The sequence below is a fragment of the Streptomyces pseudoechinosporeus genome (assembly GCF_054783935.1).
The window spans coordinates 155,483-170,296 of the sequence record NZ_BAAGPS010000090.1 but is presented as its reverse complement, the minus strand read 5'-3'; the positions used below and the strand labels follow the sequence as shown (position 1 = coordinate 170,296).

At 69.7% G+C, this 14,814-nt stretch carries 16 protein-coding genes and 2 pseudogenes; 4 read left to right on the top strand and 14 right to left on the bottom strand.

Annotated features, from left to right (window positions below; genetic code table 11):
* Positions 1-473 precede the first annotated feature (473 nt).
* From ACYVO6_RS46865 to ACYVO6_RS46825, 9 genes and pseudogenes are all read right to left on the bottom strand, one after another.
* Positions 474-977 carry a PH domain-containing protein gene (locus ACYVO6_RS46865; protein ID WP_461072680.1) on the bottom strand — a complete coding sequence of 168 codons (504 nt, stop codon included), beginning with the start codon at positions 975-977 and terminating at the stop codon, positions 474-476.
* Between the two features lie 50 nt (positions 978-1,027).
* Positions 1,028-1,363 (bottom strand): annotated as a pseudogene (locus ACYVO6_RS46860) (Twin-arginine translocation pathway signal); the annotation flags it as partial.
* A 348-nt stretch (positions 1,364-1,711) separates the two neighbouring features.
* Positions 1,712-2,854: a bifunctional 3-oxoadipate enol-lactonase/4-carboxymuconolactone decarboxylase PcaDC gene (gene pcaDC, locus ACYVO6_RS46855; protein ID WP_461072678.1), complete on the bottom strand. Its 1,143-nt coding sequence runs from the start codon at positions 2,852-2,854 to the stop codon at positions 1,712-1,714.
* Entirely contained in the window at positions 2,851-4,188 is a 1,338-nt protein-coding gene (pcaB, locus tag ACYVO6_RS46850) for a 3-carboxy-cis,cis-muconate cycloisomerase (protein WP_461072676.1), read from the bottom strand. The genes pcaDC and pcaB overlap by 4 nt, the downstream gene beginning before the upstream one ends.
* Positions 4,185-4,760 (bottom strand): protocatechuate 3,4-dioxygenase subunit alpha, encoded by a 576-nt coding sequence (gene pcaG / locus ACYVO6_RS46845; protein WP_461072674.1) that lies wholly within the window; start codon positions 4,758-4,760, stop codon positions 4,185-4,187. The genes pcaB and pcaG overlap by 4 nt, the downstream gene beginning before the upstream one ends.
* A gap of 2 nt (positions 4,761-4,762) precedes the next feature.
* Positions 4,763-5,533, bottom strand: coding sequence for a protocatechuate 3,4-dioxygenase subunit beta (gene pcaH / locus ACYVO6_RS46840; protein ID WP_461072672.1), 771 nt, complete (start codon positions 5,531-5,533; stop codon positions 4,763-4,765).
* Positions 5,534-5,566: 33 nt separating this feature from the next.
* Entirely contained in the window at positions 5,567-6,769 is a 1,203-nt protein-coding gene (locus ACYVO6_RS46835; RefSeq protein WP_461072670.1) for a thiolase family protein, read from the bottom strand.
* Positions 6,766-7,410, bottom strand: a complete 645-nt coding sequence (locus ACYVO6_RS46830) for a CoA transferase subunit B (RefSeq protein WP_461072668.1) — start codon at positions 7,408-7,410, stop codon at positions 6,766-6,768. Before ACYVO6_RS46830 ends, ACYVO6_RS46835 begins: the two co-directional genes overlap by 4 nt.
* On the bottom strand, positions 7,410-8,165 hold the full coding sequence (locus tag ACYVO6_RS46825; RefSeq protein ID WP_461072666.1) for a CoA transferase subunit A: 756 nt from the start codon (positions 8,163-8,165) through the stop codon (positions 7,410-7,412). The genes ACYVO6_RS46830 and ACYVO6_RS46825 overlap by 1 nt, the downstream gene beginning before the upstream one ends.
* 208 nt (positions 8,166-8,373) lie before the next feature.
* Between ACYVO6_RS46825 and ACYVO6_RS46820 the strand changes: the two genes are divergently transcribed.
* Complete coding sequence (locus tag ACYVO6_RS46820; protein ID WP_461072664.1) at positions 8,374-8,838, top strand: MarR family winged helix-turn-helix transcriptional regulator; 465 nt, start codon at positions 8,374-8,376, stop codon at positions 8,836-8,838.
* 10 nt (positions 8,839-8,848) lie between these two features.
* Here the strand turns inward: ACYVO6_RS46820 and ACYVO6_RS46815 are convergent, their stop codons facing one another.
* The 5 genes and pseudogenes from ACYVO6_RS46815 to ACYVO6_RS46795 all read right to left on the bottom strand — a co-directional run bounded on the left by ACYVO6_RS46815 (position 8,849) and on the right by ACYVO6_RS46795 (position 12,603).
* Complete coding sequence (locus ACYVO6_RS46815; RefSeq protein ID WP_461072662.1) at positions 8,849-9,760, bottom strand: DUF3048 domain-containing protein; 912 nt, start codon at positions 9,758-9,760, stop codon at positions 8,849-8,851.
* A gap of 195 nt (positions 9,761-9,955) precedes the next feature.
* A pseudogene (locus ACYVO6_RS46810) lies at positions 9,956-10,300 on the bottom strand (ATP dependent DNA ligase); the annotation flags it as partial.
* A 99-nt stretch (positions 10,301-10,399) separates the two neighbouring features.
* Positions 10,400-11,092 carry an NADPH-dependent F420 reductase gene (locus ACYVO6_RS46805; RefSeq protein WP_461072660.1) on the bottom strand — a complete coding sequence of 231 codons (693 nt, stop codon included), beginning with the start codon at positions 11,090-11,092 and terminating at the stop codon, positions 10,400-10,402.
* 126 nt (positions 11,093-11,218) lie between these two features.
* Complete coding sequence (locus ACYVO6_RS46800) at positions 11,219-11,662, bottom strand: SRPBCC domain-containing protein (RefSeq protein WP_461072658.1); 444 nt, start codon at positions 11,660-11,662, stop codon at positions 11,219-11,221.
* Between the two features lie 5 nt (positions 11,663-11,667).
* The gene (locus tag ACYVO6_RS46795; RefSeq protein WP_461072656.1) at positions 11,668-12,603 is read right to left on the bottom strand and encodes an NADP-dependent oxidoreductase; all 936 of its coding nucleotides are present in this window, start codon (positions 12,601-12,603) and stop codon (positions 11,668-11,670) included.
* A gap of 140 nt (positions 12,604-12,743) precedes the next feature.
* Here ACYVO6_RS46795 and ACYVO6_RS46790 point away from each other — a divergent pair, with 140 nt between their 5' ends.
* The 3 genes from ACYVO6_RS46790 to ACYVO6_RS46780 all read left to right on the top strand — a co-directional run bounded on the left by ACYVO6_RS46790 (position 12,744) and on the right by ACYVO6_RS46780 (position 14,516).
* Positions 12,744-13,574 carry a LysR family transcriptional regulator gene (locus tag ACYVO6_RS46790; protein ID WP_461072654.1) on the top strand — a complete coding sequence of 277 codons (831 nt, stop codon included), beginning with the start codon at positions 12,744-12,746 and terminating at the stop codon, positions 13,572-13,574.
* A 471-nt stretch (positions 13,575-14,045) separates the two neighbouring features.
* On the top strand, positions 14,046-14,264 hold the full coding sequence (locus tag ACYVO6_RS46785; RefSeq protein ID WP_461072652.1) for a VOC family protein: 219 nt from the start codon (positions 14,046-14,048) through the stop codon (positions 14,262-14,264).
* 39 nt (positions 14,265-14,303) lie between these two features.
* Entirely contained in the window at positions 14,304-14,516 is a 213-nt protein-coding gene (locus tag ACYVO6_RS46780) for a VOC family protein (protein WP_461072699.1), read from the top strand.
* Positions 14,517-14,814: the final 298 nt, after the last annotated feature.

Below are 14,814 nucleotides of genomic sequence, written 5' to 3'. Positions count from 1 at the left end.
AGTCACTCCGCCGGCCACCGATAATCAGCGAGAGACTTAAGCCCGCGATTTCAGGCGCATCACACTAGGATTGCGCGTGGGTTGGAAGAAGGTGTTTCGCGACGCTTGGTACGGGATTCTCATATGGCCGGGAGTGTGCCTCGTCGTACTGCTTGTTGCAGGCCCTATGTGGCTGACCCTTCCTGTCGGTTTGTGGCTCGGCTCTGTCCTTTTCTGCTCAGCGAGGCGGACGCCGAGTTGATTGAAGGCTTTCTTCGCGGCAACTAACGCTTTTTCCTGCCACAGGCTCAGAGCGAAGGTGTCGGCGTTGTCGCCGACGGTCCACACGGCGCCGGGCCCGAGCTGGAGCAGCATCTGCTTGGGCACCATCTGTGGGACAACCCAGAAGTGATCGCTGTGCCGATCACTCACGGCGCACCGCGATGCCTTCAGTGGATCGAGAACTCTGTGAACGAGTCCTATTGGAGAATGTCCTACTCGGATCCCCTCGACTCCTGCCCGTGCCGTTGTGGCCTCCAGTCGGGGCCACGGAGTCGCTCCCACAGCCCGCGCAGGACGCGTACCTCCTCCGAGAACGAGGTGATGTCGCGGGGGTTGACGAACGGGAGGCCGATCTGGCGGCCGGAGCTGTCGTAGATCACGACTCTTTGGGCCATCTTCTTGGAGCCCTTGGTCCCGATCTCCTGGATGTCCCCCCACGCCGTCTGTCGGGTCCCGAAGAGGGTGCGGACCTCGATGTAATCGGGGGTCGTGATGGTCGCGCTCCGCTTGGTCGAGGCGTAGCCAAAGGCCACCGAGGCTACGACGGCCAGGCTGAACAGCATCCCGAGGACGGAGCCGTCCCCGTGTTCCACCATCACGAACAGGTTGGCGAGCAGGCCCATACCGAAGATGATGCCTCCGAACAGCCACACCGGATACATGCGCCGAGTCGCCGATCCAGCTCGGTAAGTCGGAAAGTGCGATTCATTCGTCATGGCGCGCCACCATAGCCGTGTGGCCGGGGACCCCTCCCGCGAGTCGGCGGGCGGGTCTCGGCCGCGATGTCGGCGACCGTGCGGGCGATCTCCAGCGCCTGTTCCGGTTCGCCCGCGCCGGCCGCCGGTGTGGCGTGCCGGGCGAGGTACACGCCGCGGTCCCTGCGTGCCGTCTCGGGGACGATGTCGAGCACCTGATCCCACAAGGAGACAGCCTCGGCGCCAAGGCCGAGTCGGCCGTAGCAGGTGGCACGCTGTACTTCGAGGTAGCCGGGTGTGCGACGGCACGCGTTGCCCCACGGCAGGTCATCGTCGACGCGGCCGAGGAGTCCGCTCGCCTGGTCGATGAGCCGGTCGACGGCGTCACGGTCTCGGGTGAGGCTGGCCCGCCAGTACGTTCCCGGCGCATCCTCCCCGGCCAGGTGGCTGGTCGCGGGAATGTGACAGTCGAGTGCCGCTCTGTCACATTTTCCTGCGACCGCCTCCCGCCGGGGCCAGCGGCGTCGGCCGGAAAGCCCGCACTGCCGTTGGGCAACAGCATCCGTGCTTCCCTGAACCAGCCGAGGCCCTTCGCGTGTCACTGTCCCGGCCGTTGCGTCGTGCTTCGGCGCGACTCCAGCTGCGGATTCGGCCCGCGCCGCGAACAATCAACCCCTCGGGGAGCTTGAGGGGCGGGGATCCAGGGCGAAGCCCCGGTGGGGGTTCCCGCTCGGGGCGGGGCCAATCCGCCTGGATCACCCCACCCCGTCCTCCTCGGCCAACACCTCCTGCGCCACCGCAAACGCCGAGTTGGCCGCCGGAACGCCGCAGTACACAGCCGTCTGCAGCAGCACGGCGCCGATCTCCTCGGGCGAGAGCCCGTTGCGGCGGGCCGCGCGGACGTGCATGGTCAGTTCGTCGTAGTGCCCGTGGGCGACCAGCGCGGTGAGCGTTATCAGGCTGCGCTCGCGGCGCGACAGCGTGTCGTCCGTCCAGATCTCCCCCCACGCGTAACGCGAGATGAAGTCCTGGAACCGGGCCGTGAACGGAGACTGCCGGGCCTGCGCGCGATCCACATGCGCGTCGCCGAGCACCTGCCGCCGTACCTCCATGCCCCGCTTCGCGCCACCGTCGAAGTGCCCGCGCAGGGCGGTGAGTACGGCCTCCGGCCGCTCGGCGGGGGCGAGATGCGAGGCGTGCGGGATCTCGGTGAGCGCGGCACCGGGCACGGCGTCGGCGATCTCCCGTAGATGCGCGGGCGGAGTCGCCGGGTCCTCGCGGCCGGCGACGAGCAGAGTCGGCGCGCTGATCCGCGGCAGCCGGTCACGGATGTCGAAGGCCGCGAGCGCGTCACAGCAGGCGGCGTACGCCTCCGGGTCCGCCCTGCGGTGGTCCTCGACGAGTTCCGGAACGGTGAAACCGGGCGTGAACCAACGGGAGTTCGCGTTCGCCGCGAGCTCGACAAGACCCTCCGCGCGGACGAGCGCGGCCCGCTCCTCCCACGGCTTGGCCCCGTTGAAGTGGGCCGAGGAGCAGATCACGGCGAGGCGCTCGATCCGCTCCGGGTGGTACGCCGCGAGCTGCAAGCCCACCGCGCCGCCGAGCGAGACCCCCGCGTACGAGAAGCGGTCGATGCCGAGGGAGTCCGCGAGGGAGAGGACGAGTTCGGCCAGTTCGGCGACGGTCGCGCCGGGAGCGATCAGGTCGGCGGGGGAGCGGCCGTGGCCGGGGAGGTCCCAGCGTACGACCCGGTGGGTGATGGAGAGTTCGGGCGCGACCTTGTCCCACAGGGCCGTCGACGTGCCGAGGGATGGGCCGAGGAGCAGTGGGGGAGCGGTGGCGGGTCCCTCGGCGCGGTGGTGCAGCTGCTTACCGGTCGGGGTCGGCTGGGTGGTCAACGTCGCTCCAGGGCACGGTCGGTGAGGGCTCCCGCGGAGCCGGTGTACTCGGTCGGGTCCGTGAGGACTGCCAGGTCGAGTTCCTTCAACTCGGGCTCCTCGGCGAGGAGTTCGACGAGCGGCCGGTTCTCCGCGGTGGCTCGCTCGGCCGCCCGGGTGAGCAGCTCCTTCGCGCGGGCCCGCCCGAGCACCGGCGCGAGTTCGGCGGACAGCCGCTCGGAGACGATCAGGCCATGCGTGAGGTCAAGGTGGGCGCGCATCACATCCGCGTGCACCTGGAGGCCTTCGGCCAGCTCGGCCGTGTCCCGCGCCGCGCCGCCTACCAGGCGGAGCAGTTCGCGCAGGGGCTCCCACTCGGCATGCCAGGCACCGGCGGGGCGTTCGTCCTCGGCTGCCAGCGAGCCGTACAGCGTCGCGGCAAACTGCGGCGCACGGCGGGCCGCGGCGGCGATCAGCGTGGCGCGCACGGGGTTCGCCTTGTGCGGCATCGCGGAGGAACCGCCACCGGAGCCCTCGCTCAGCTCGCGGATCTCCGTACGGCTGAGCGTGAGCACGTCCGCCGCCGTCTTGCCGAGGGCGCCCGCCGTGAACGCGAGGGCGCCCGCGAGATCGGCGACCGGAGTGCGCAGGGTGTGCCAGGGCAACACCGGTGCAGCGAGGCCGACTTCACGCGCGTACGCCTCGACGAGCGCGCCGGTGTCCGCAGCCCCGTACGCGGCGAAGGCTGCCAACGTGCCCGCCGCACCCCCGAGTTGGGCCGGGAGACCGTCGCGTACACCCTGGACGCGATCCCGTGCGTCCAGCACCAGGGATCGCCACCCCGCCGCCTTCAGACCGAAGGTCGTCGGCACCGCGTGCTGCGTCAGCGTCCGCCCAGGCATGGCCGTGTCCCGGTGCTCCCGAGCGTGCCGGGCCAGCGCACGCTCCGTACGGGCCAGGTCCGCCAGGACGAGGTCAAGGGTCCGCGCGGCCACCAGCATCGTGGCCGTGTCCATGATGTCCTGGCTGGTCGCGCCCCGGTGGACGTACGGGGCGTACTCCTCGTCCACCGTCCCGACCGCCGCGGTCAGATCCGCGACCAGCGGGATCACCGGATTGCCGCCGCCCCGCGCACGCAGCGCGAGGTCATGGACGTCGAAGCGCGCCGCGTCGGCCGCCGCGTCCACAGCCGCTGCGGCCTCTGAAGGCGCGAGGCCGAGCGACGCCTGCGCACGCGTGAGCGCCGCCTCCGCGTCCAGCAGCGCCTGGAGAAAGGCGGTGTCGCCGGTCGCGGACGCGGCGGGGGAGCCTGCCCACCCGGGGGCGAGCAGGCTGTCGGTGTCGCCGAGGGTCACTGGAACTCCAGGAAGACCGTTTCGCCTTCGCCCTGAAGGCGGATGTCGAAACGGTACGTGCGCCGCTCGCCGGGCTGTGCGACCAGCGTGGCCCGGCGCTCGGCCGGCAGCGAGTCGAGCAACGGGTCGGCGCCGTCGGCCAGATACGCCCGCGTGTACAGGTGGTGCAGCAGACCGCGCGCGAACACGCACACGCTGATGTACGGCAGCCCGGCGTTGCCCGGCGGCAGCGTGTACAGCGCGTAGTGCCCGTCGGCGTCCGTGGCTACCCGCCCGAAACCGGTGAAGTCCGTGCCGTTGCGGCCGAGATAGCCGCCGGTCACCGGGTTACGGCGCATCGAACCGGGGGCGCCTTTGAGGGAGCCGTCCGGAGCCGCCTGCCAGAACTCCAGGATGGCGTCCGGGATCGGCTTGCCCTCGCCGTCCAGGACATACCCGTGCAGCGTGATCTGGTCGGGGTGCCCCTTCGGCGCCACCTGCTCGCCCTCGGGGAAGGGCAGCGCGTACCCGTAGAACGGGCCGACGGTGTGGGAGGGGGTGGGGAGGACTTGCCCCGTGGTGTTCTCGGTCATGCTCAGCGACCTTCCTCGATCCAGGTGGCGGAGGGACCGTCGAGAACGATGTCCCACTCGTAGCCGAGCGAGAACTCGGGCTGCGAAAGGTCGTGGTTGTACTGCGCGACCAGGCGGTTGCGGGCCGACTCGTCGGTCACCGAGCGCAGGATCGGGTCGTACGGGAAGAGCGGGTCGTTCGGGAAGTACATCTGTGTCACGAGCCGCTGCGTGAACGCCGTGCCGAACATCGAGAAGTGGATGTGCGCGGGGCGCCACGCGTTGGTGTGGTTGCGCCACGGGTACGCGCCCGGCTTGATCGTCCGGAAGAAGTACCGTCCCTGATCGTCCGTCAGAGCCCGTCCCACACCGGTGAAGTTGGGGTCGAGCGGTGCCGGGTGCTGGTCGCGCAGATGCGCGTACCGGCCAGAGGCATTGGCCTGCCACAGCTCGATGAGCTGGCCGCGCACCGGGCGCCCGTCGCGGTCGAGCAGCCGCCCGGAGACGGTGATGCGCTCGCCGAGCGGCTCGCCCTGGTGCTGCACGGTGAGGTCGTTGTCGATGTCGGTGATGTCGGTCGGACCGAACACCGGACCGGACAGCTCGACCGTCTCCGGGTCGCCGCTGTTCACCGCGACCAGCGGCTGCTTGGGGTGACGCAGCACGGAGCTGCGGTACGGGGCGTAGTCGCGCGGCGGATGGTGCTTGACCGGGGCGCCGCCGGCGACGGCCTTGTCGTACGCGTTCTGGAGGTCGTTGATCTCGATGTCGATGTCCGACTGGGTGAGCGTCATGAGGATTCCGATTCCTACGGGTCCTGGGCGGTCTTAGCGTTCGAGGACGAGGGCCAGGCCCTGGCCGACGCCGATGCAGAGGGTGGCGACGCCAACTCCCGAGCCACGGCGGGCGAGTTGGTGCGCGACGGTCCCGGCGAGCCGGGCACCGGAGGCGCCCAGCGGGTGGCCGAGCGCGGTCGCGCCGCCCTGCGGGTTGAGGATCGCCGGGTCGAACTCGGGCCACTCGGCTACGCAGCCGAGGACCTGGGCGGCGAACGCCTCGTTGAGTTCGAGAGTCGACAGATCGCCAAATCCCTTGCCCGCCTTGGCGAGTGCGCGGTTGACGGCCTCGACCGGGGCGAGCCCGAAGTAGTGCGGGTCGATCGCGGAGACACCGGAGGCGGAGACCCGGGCGAGCGGCTCGCGGCCGGTGGCTCGCAGGCCCTCCTCGTCGACGAGCAGCAGGGCCGCGGCACCATCGTTGAGAGGCGACGCGTTGCCCGCCGTCACCGTCCCGTTCTCCTTGCGGAAGGACGGCTTGAGCTTGGCCATCGCGGCGAGGGACGCGTCTGCGCGTACGCATTCGTCGGCGCCGAAGACGACCGGGTCGCCCTTGCGCTGCGGGATCGACACAGGGGCGAGCTCGGCGTCGAAGAGGCCGTCGGCCTGGGCACGGGCCGCCTTCTGATGGGAGGCCAGCGCGAACTCGTCCTGCTGCTCCCGGCCGATCTTGTGCTTCTCGGCGATCAACTCCGCGCTCTCGCCCAGCGGGACGGTCCACTGCGGATCCATCTTCGGGTTGACCATGCGCCAGCCGAGCGTCGTCGAGTACAGCTCGGTGTGACCGGCCGGGAAGGGCTTGTCGCTCTTCGGCAGCACGTACGGGGCGCGGGTCATCGACTCCACGCCGCCGGCCAGGGCGATGGAGGCGTCACCGAGCGCGATGGCCCGCGCGGCCTGGATGACGGCTTCGAGGCCGGAGGCGCACAGCCGGTTGACGGTCACGCCGGGCACGGATGTGGGCAGGCCCGCGAGAAGGGCGGCCATACGGCCGACGTTGCGGTTCTCCTCGCCCGCGCCGTTCGCGTTGCCGAAGTACACGTCCTCGATCCGGGACGGGTCCAAGTCGGGCGTACGGGCGAGGAGTTCACGGATGGCGTGCGCGCCGAGATCGTCCGGGCGTACGCCTGCCAGCGAGCCGTTGTACCTGCCGAACGGGGTGCGGACGGCATCGACGATGTAGACGTCCCTCATGCGATCTCCTCCGGAGTGCGAACCTTCGCGGCGGTCTTCGTGACGATCTCCTCGGTCTCGACACCCGGCGCTGCCTCGACGAGGACGAGTCCGTCGTCGGTGACATCCAGGACGCCGAGGTCGGTGATGATCCGGTTCACACACGTCTTGCCGGTCAGCGGCAGCGCGCACTCCTCAAGGATCTTCGGTGAGCCGTCCTTGGCGGTGTGCGTCATCACGACGATCACCCTGCGGGCGCCGTGCACCAGGTCCATGGCGCCGCCGATGCCGGTGATCATCTTTCCGGGGATGGCCCAGTTGGCGAGGTCCCCGCGGGCGGACACCTGCATGGCGCCGAGTACGGCGACATCGATGTGGCCGCCGCGGATCATCCCGAAGGAGAGGGAGGAGTCGAAGTACGAGGCGCCGGGCAGGACCGTGACGGTCTCCTTGCCGGCGTTGATGAGGTCGGGGTCGACCTGGTCCTCGGTCGGGTACGGGCCGGTGCCCAGGATGCCGTTCTCGGACTCCAGGATCACCTCGACGCCGGGCGGGAGGTAGTTGGGGATCAGCGTCGGCAGTCCGATGCCGAGGTTCACGTACTGGCCATCCTCCAGCTCGCGCGCGGCGCGGGCCGCCATCTCGTTACGCGTCCAGGCCATCAGGAACTCACCGTCCGCTGCTCGATCATCTTGGCGTTCGCCTGCTCGAGGGTCAGGGCGATCATCCGCTGTACGAAGATCCCCGGCAGATGCACCGCGTCCGGGTCGATCTCGCCCGGCTCGACGAGTTCCTCGACCTCGGCGATCGTCACCCGGCCGGCCATCGCGGCCAGCGGGTTGAAGTTGCGGGACGACTTGTTGAAGACCAGGTTCCCGTGCCGGTCGCCTTTCGCGGCCCGTACGAGGGCGAAGTCGGTACGGATGCCGTGCTCCAGCACGTACTCCGTGCCGTCGAACTCCCGCACCTCCTTCGGCGGCGAGGCGAGCGCGACGCCGCCCTCACCGTCGTACCGCCAGGGCAGTCCGCCGTCCGCGACCTGGGTGCCGACACCGGCCGGGGTGTAGAAGGCGGGGATGCCGGCGCCACCTGCCCGCAGCCGCTCGGCCAGCGTGCCCTGCGGGATCATCTCGACCTCCAGCTCACCGGCCAGGTACTGCCGGGCGAACTCCTTGTTCGCGCCGATGTACGACCCCGTGACGCGGGCGATGCGGCCCGCCGCCAGGAGTATCGCGAGCCCCGACTCCATCGCCCCGCAGTTGTTGGAGACCACGCTCAGACCGGAGACCTCCCGCTCGTACAGAGCCTGGATCAGAACGTTCGGCACACCGCTCAGCCCGAAACCGCCCACCGCGAGCGACGCGCCGTCCGGCACATCGGCCACCGCCTCGGCGGCTGTGGCGACCACCTTGTCCATCCGTGAAGCCCCATCTCTTCCGAGCGGCCAGCGCCCCTATTGCTCAGGGCACTGACTATTTCTGCGAGGTTTCCCTCACGCTGCCACCCGCCGGTTCGGTCGTCAAGGTTTCCTACGTACTGGCAGGTGAGATACGGAGCTCACTCAGCAGACAGTCGTATGTCGTGAGCGGTATCGTTCAGTGCACCGACGAATCCGAGGAGCGCATATGGCCGCGGTGGACCTCACCACCCACCCCGGGCACCTGGCCCGGCGGCTGCAGCAGGCGCACTACCTGCTGTGGAACACGATGGTCTCCGAGGAGATCACCTCGCCGCAGTTCGCGGTGCTGAACGCGCTTGTCGCCGAGCCGGGGCTGGATCAGCGCACCGTGGGGGAGCGGGTGGGGCTGGACCGGTCCACCATCGCCGAGGTGATCAGCCGGCTCGGCCGCCGCGGCCTCCTCGACAAGGTCCGCGACCCGCAGGACGGCCGTCGCTTCCTGCTCCGCCTCACGGACGAGGGGGCGCGTACGCATCGCAAGCTGACGGTGCGGACGGCTCGGATGAACCAGGTGTTCCTGGCGCCCTTGTCGGCGGAGGAGCAGGCCGTGTTCTTCGATCTGCTTCAGCGGGTCTCGGATGCGGCGGAGGGGCTGCGCAATCCGGGAGAACCTCTCGTTGCGCAGCGTTGAGGCGTCACGGTCACGCCTTCGCGTACACCACCCACACCTGCCCGCGGGCGAACGGCATCTCATTGCCGTCCTGCGTTGTGAAGCGCGTTCCGTCCTCGGGCGACGCGCGCTTCCAGCGGGCGTCGAAAGCGCGGCCGTCGCGCAGGACCGTCGCCGTGCCCGAGCCCACGGTCTCGGTGTACGGGGTGTTGTTGCCCAGGAAGTCCTTGAACTGGGACTTGCGGATCTTCACGTACTGCACGACCACCGTCGCGGCGGCCATCTGCGGTCCGTCGGTCGTCTCGGTCGGCCTGCCGTCCATCGACACCAGCCAGCGGTCCCGGCTCTGGGACCAGGTGAAGGTGAAGCGGGCCGCGGGGAAGCGCACGGTGTGCGAGGTCTCGGCCTTGCCGCCCGCGGGTAGCGCGCCGTACTCGAAGCCGGTGGTCAGCGCGTCCGCTCCGGGGGCGGACTTCAGCAGCCGTTCGGGGCGCAGATACAGGTTGTGCGGGGCGGGTTTGTCGGTGCCCCGGTAGTACGCCTTCGAGTCCGACTCCGGCAGTGCCGCGTTCAGCGGGGCCTTGTCGATCAGCGGCAGCAACTTGCCCTGCGCTCCCGAGAAGGCGAGTGTCGGCTCGTCGAACTGGCGCAGCAGCTCCAGGTCGGATTCACGCGCGCTGCGCACCGGCCCGATCGCCTTCGGGAACCTGGTCGCGTACACCGCCATCAGCCGGCTGAGGCCGCCCTCCACCTGCTCGGCGTACACGATGTCCGCCGCGTCGATGCCCGTGTGCGGTCGGGCACGGCTCACGTTGTCGATCTTCACGGCGAGTACGGAACCGGCGCCCGTGCCGTCGTCCGGCCCGCGGCCGTCGTCGGTCTCGTCGGGCGTACAGCCCGCCATGACGGAGCCCGCCGACAGGGCGGCCAATAGTGCCGTCACCAGCGTGGTGCGCCTCGTTCGACCCTTCAGCCCCGTCCGCCTCACGCCTACGCTGTCCACTGTGCCCCGTTTCGCCGCTTTTTCGATTTGGGATTCAATCAGGTCCTACCCAATCGGCCAAGATCGAAGGCGGTTTACTCGGCCATGCGGGGAACGGGGAACAGGCGCGGATGGGCGGTCCTGTCGGTCCCACGGCCCCAGGATCTCCTCGAGGTTGTAGCGAACCGGCTCCTCCAGCTGCGCGTACGTGCAGCTCTCGGGTGTCCGGTCGGGGCGCCAGCGGCGGAAGCGGGCCGTGTGCCGGAAGCGTTGCCCGTTCTCCATGTGGTCGTACGCCACCTCGCACACCCGCTCCGGCCTCAGCGGCACCCAGGACAGATCCTTCTTGCCCGACCAGCGGCTGGGCGCACCCGGCAGCCGTGCCGTTTCGTGCGCCGCCTCCTCGGCCCAGGCCGCCCACGGATGCCTCTCGGCCGACTCCATGCGCAGCGGCTCCAGCTCCCCGACCAGCTCCTCGCGCCGCTTCATCGAGAACGCCGCCCTGCGCCAGGGCGCCACGGTCGTCGCGCTGTCCGGTCGTGCCCGTCCGGGCTCGGCGGCCCGGAGTTGAGGTGCGTCCGCTGGTCTGGTTCGTCCTTGTCAAGACCTGCTGCGCGCCTGTTCCAGGGCTGTACGAACCTCCTTGACACCGGCCGGCTTTCCCGGGTCGCGGGGCCAGGGCAGTCGGGGGTCGGACAGGTAGGGGAGGACGTAGGCGGGGCTGCCCTCCTGGATGCGCCGGCTCTCCGCCGTGGTGCCTGCGTCGACGCTGTCGTAGCCGAGACGGTCGAGCAGAGCGGTGACGGACTTTTTGGCCGCGTCGTCGTCGCCGGCGATCGGGAGCGCGCTGCGGTCGGGGGATCCGGCGGGACGGGCGAGGGAGAGGAGGTGCTCGAAGTAGATGGTGCTGAACGTCTTGACCGTCCGCGCGCCCGGCACGGACCGCTGGAACAGCTCTCCCGCGGTCAGGCCGCCCGCCAGCAGATCGGCGATGACGCCGTCCCGCGGTCGGTAGTAGTTGTTCGCGTCGATGACGGTCTTCCCGGCCAGGGCGTCCGCGGGCAGGTGGGGCACGGCGCTGAAGGGGACCGCGACGACCGTCCAGTCGCCGGCCGCGGCGGCCTCCGCCGGAGTGGCCGCGCGCGCCCGGGGGCCCAGGCGGTCGGTGAGAGCGCGCAGGGTCTGGGGACCGCGCGAGTTGCTGAGCACCACGTCGATCCCCGCGTTGACGGCCAGGCGCGCCACCGCGCCGCCGAGGCGGCCGCTTCCGATGATGCCGAGCGTGTCGTTCATTGCTGTTCCTTGTGGTGACGGGTCTGCGTTTTCGGGCACACCCGCGCCCGCAGACCGTGTGGTCTGCGGGCGCGGAAGTGTTCCGGTGCGCGGACGGATGTCCGGTGTGTGGGCTGCGCGGGGTGGTCAGTGGCCGGATTCGAGTCGTTCCTTCAGAGCCCTGCCGTAGCTTGCGGAGCTCTCCTCCATTTTGGCCCGGTTGGGCTCCACGGCTTCCACGGCGGCCGGGCCGGTGAAGACCTCGGATTCCGTGTAGCGCGTTCCGCCGTCATGGGGGTCGAGGAGGAAGGAATGGTCCCCCGTGACGACGCCGGGGATGCCGCCCTCCCAGGCAAGCCGTCGCGGTGCCTCGTAGTGGAGGACCGTGAAGTCGTACTCCCCGTCCATCTCGGATCCATTCGACAGACGGGCCCGCAGCTTGGTGCCGGGCAGGACTTCGGTGGGCACATCGACGAAGCTCAGGTCGGGGTGCCACTGTGCGTATCCGGCGAAGTCGGTCAGGACCTTCCACACCTCCTCGGGGGAAGCGGCGATGTCGGTGACCGTGCTGATGACGGGATTGTTGTCCATGTTTCTCAGACCTCCATGCGGTTTTCGAGGATGATCTTGCCCCGGGCGTGGCCGCCGGCCAGCAGCTGCTGGGCCTGCGCCGCCTGGGCGAGGGGGAAGGTTTGGCCGACGTGGACGGTGAGCTTGCCCTCCTCGGCGAGCTCCACCAGCCGGGTCAGGTCATCGCCGTCGAGGTGGAGGAAGACGTCGATGGTCCCCGGGTACTCGGCGGCGGACTGCGTGATGGAAGCGACCCGCGCCCCGAGGGCGGCGATCGCGTGCGTCGTGGCCAGGGAGCCACGTCCGGCGGTGTCGAGGACCGCGTCGACCCCGTCCGGGGCGATCTTGCGTACCTGCTCGACGAGCTCGTCGCCGTAGCGCACCGGCGTCGCGCCCAGGGACTCGATGAACGCCTGGCTGGCCTCGGAGCCCGTCCCGATCACGCGGGCGCCGCGCGCGGCGGCGATCTGGACGGCGAGGTGTCCGACGCCGCCCGCCGCCCCGTGCACCAGGACGGTGTCGCCGGCGGTCACCTCAAGGCTGTGCACAATGGCCTGGTAGGCGGTGAGTCCGGCGAGCGGCAGCCCGGCGGCCTGGGCCCAGCTCAGGTTCCTGGGCTTGCGCACCAGCTGGCGGGGTTCGGCCGAGATCTTCTCGGCGTAGGTGCCGTAGTGCATGGCCTTGTCGCGGACGAAGCCGATCACCTCGTCGCCCGGCCGGAATCCCGTCGTCGCGGCTCCAGCCTGCTCGATGACCCCGGCCAGATCCCACCCGGGGGTCACGGGGAAGAGGGAGTCCACGAGGAGATCCGGGGCTCCGCTCTGGAATGCCAGGTCCGCCGGGTTGAGCGCGGCGGCCTCGATTCTCACCAGAACGAGATCGTTGAACATCTTCGGATCCGGAACATCGACGACTTCTAGGACTTCGGGTCCGCCGAAGCTCTGGTACTGAACGGCTCTCACAGCTCTGCCTTTCCTGTTGCGTGCGGGTCGGCACGGCGCAAGCACCTCATCCGGCCGGGGCCCGGGGCGCACAACCAAGCTGACCAGGACGGCTACGGCGGAGCAATGACTGTCTGGGCATCAGGTAATACCCTGGAGGCATGAATCAACTGGAGACCCGGGAACTCACCTACTTCGTGGCCGTGGCCGAGACGCTGCACTTCAGCCAAGCCGCGGAACGCCTCGGCATCACCCAGCCACCTCTGTCCCGGGCCATCGCCCACCTGGAGAGGCGCGTGGGCGCCCCGCTGCTGGAACGCACCACGCGGAAGGTGACGCTGACCGCCGCGGGCGAGGTCTTCCTGGCCGAGTGCCGCACCATCCTGGCGGCCATGGACACCGCCGTACGCAAGGCGCGCAAAGCCGCCGAGCAGCGGGTCAGCATCGCGGCACGCCCCGGCTCCGGCCCCGGCGTCCTGCCCGCCCTGCTCGCCGCCGGCGCAGACGGCGCGGATGGCGTGCTCACGGACGTCGTGTTCACCTACGACGAGATCGGCGCCCTTCAAGACGGCACCGCGGACGTCGCCCTCATGTGCCAGACGGTTGCCACCCCCGGCCTCGAAATGATCGAGCTCGGCCCGGAAGAGCCGGTCGTCCTGCTCCCGGCGGGCCACCCCCTGGCGGAGCGCCCGTTCCTGACCCTCACCGAGGTCGAGGCGCTGCCGGGCTACGAGCCGCAACTGCCGAACGAGGCACTGGACACCATGGTCGACCGCGTCGCGCTCGGACAACTCGTGATCGTCATCGGCGAAAGCATCCGCGACCGCCTCGGCAAATCCGTACGGACAGTGCCCGTCCACGGATACCCGCCCACCCAACTTGTGCTGGCCTGGCTCCCGGACGCCCGCCCGGCCGCCTCCCGCCTCACCGCGACCGCCCAGACCGTGATGGCGGGGCACAAGCCGGGACCGTCGGCGTTGGCCGAGCTCTGACCTCAGCGGAACTCGGCCGTACGCGGACAGCAGGTCAGCAGGATGCACAGCGGGCGACAGCGCCAGTCGGCGGCGCGGCGAACCTCGTTGGCCGGCCCGGCCGACTGGGGTCCGGCCGGAGCTGTCTCTCGGGCAGGGCGGTTCCGCCGGCCGACAGCCTCTGCTTCACCCGCGATCACGAGCCTCTTCGTAACCACTTGTACTCGGCGGTTGCCGTCGCCGCAGGGGGAGGACGGGCCGCCAGGGGGCACCTGAGTGGTGGGCGGTCACTCACCGATCCGGCCGTCGCCTCGGCCCGCCTCCTCGCGGGGGTCTCACCCCGAATGACTTGCACCTGACACTAGCGTCAGGTTCTACCGTTCTGGCTGAAGTTACTCACCAGCGGCGGGAGTTGGCCGCCGACCGGTCTGCATCAGTGCCGCCGGACCAATGCCTGCGGCGACCGCTCCCCCCCGTCCACAGAGGAAAATCGTGAGCTTCAATCACATCTGCATCATCGTGAGCAATCTGGACCGATCGCTGCCCTTCTATCAAGACCTCCTGGGATTCAAGAACGTGATAGCGGAGAGTACCGAGCCCGGAAACTGGTTCGACTCCTCGACGCTCGACGACATTCTGGGCGTGAAGGACGCGGCGACCCGGATCGTGGTCGTCGCCGACGACTCTGGCGCGGCGCTGGAACTGCAGTAGGCGGCCAACCCGCTCTCCACCAAGGCTCCAGACGAGTACCTGCGCTACGGCAAGACAGGCATCACGGAGCTGGCGATCGATGTGCCCGACATCGATGACCTCTTTCAGCGCGTCAAGGCCGCTGGTTGCGAGCTTCAGACCGACTACATCTGGTCCCCATACGCCGGAACCCGTTCCTTCCTGTTCTACGACCCCGACGGCGCGCTCATCCAGGCCATGGAAGTCTCGGACGAGCGATTTCCGCGTAAGTGAGGCGATGCCCGGACGCACTCGCTCATTGAACCGCTGACTTGTATGTGCGGTAGTGGCGCGTGGTCGGGTTTGCTGCCCGTAGCGTGCTGCAGGGCGCCGGCCGGAGTGGCTCGTGAACCGCTTGCCCCGGGGCTGGTGGAGGCTGTGATGTGTCCCGGGTCTGATGGAGTCATCTTGCTGATTCCCGGCACTCAATGAGCTTCTTCGGGGGCAAGGCTTCGGCGTTGTCGCGCGATGCCACGGTCGTGGCGATCCGTCAGCTCAGCGGGGCCCCGGAGTGTGGCAGGCACGGCTTCAA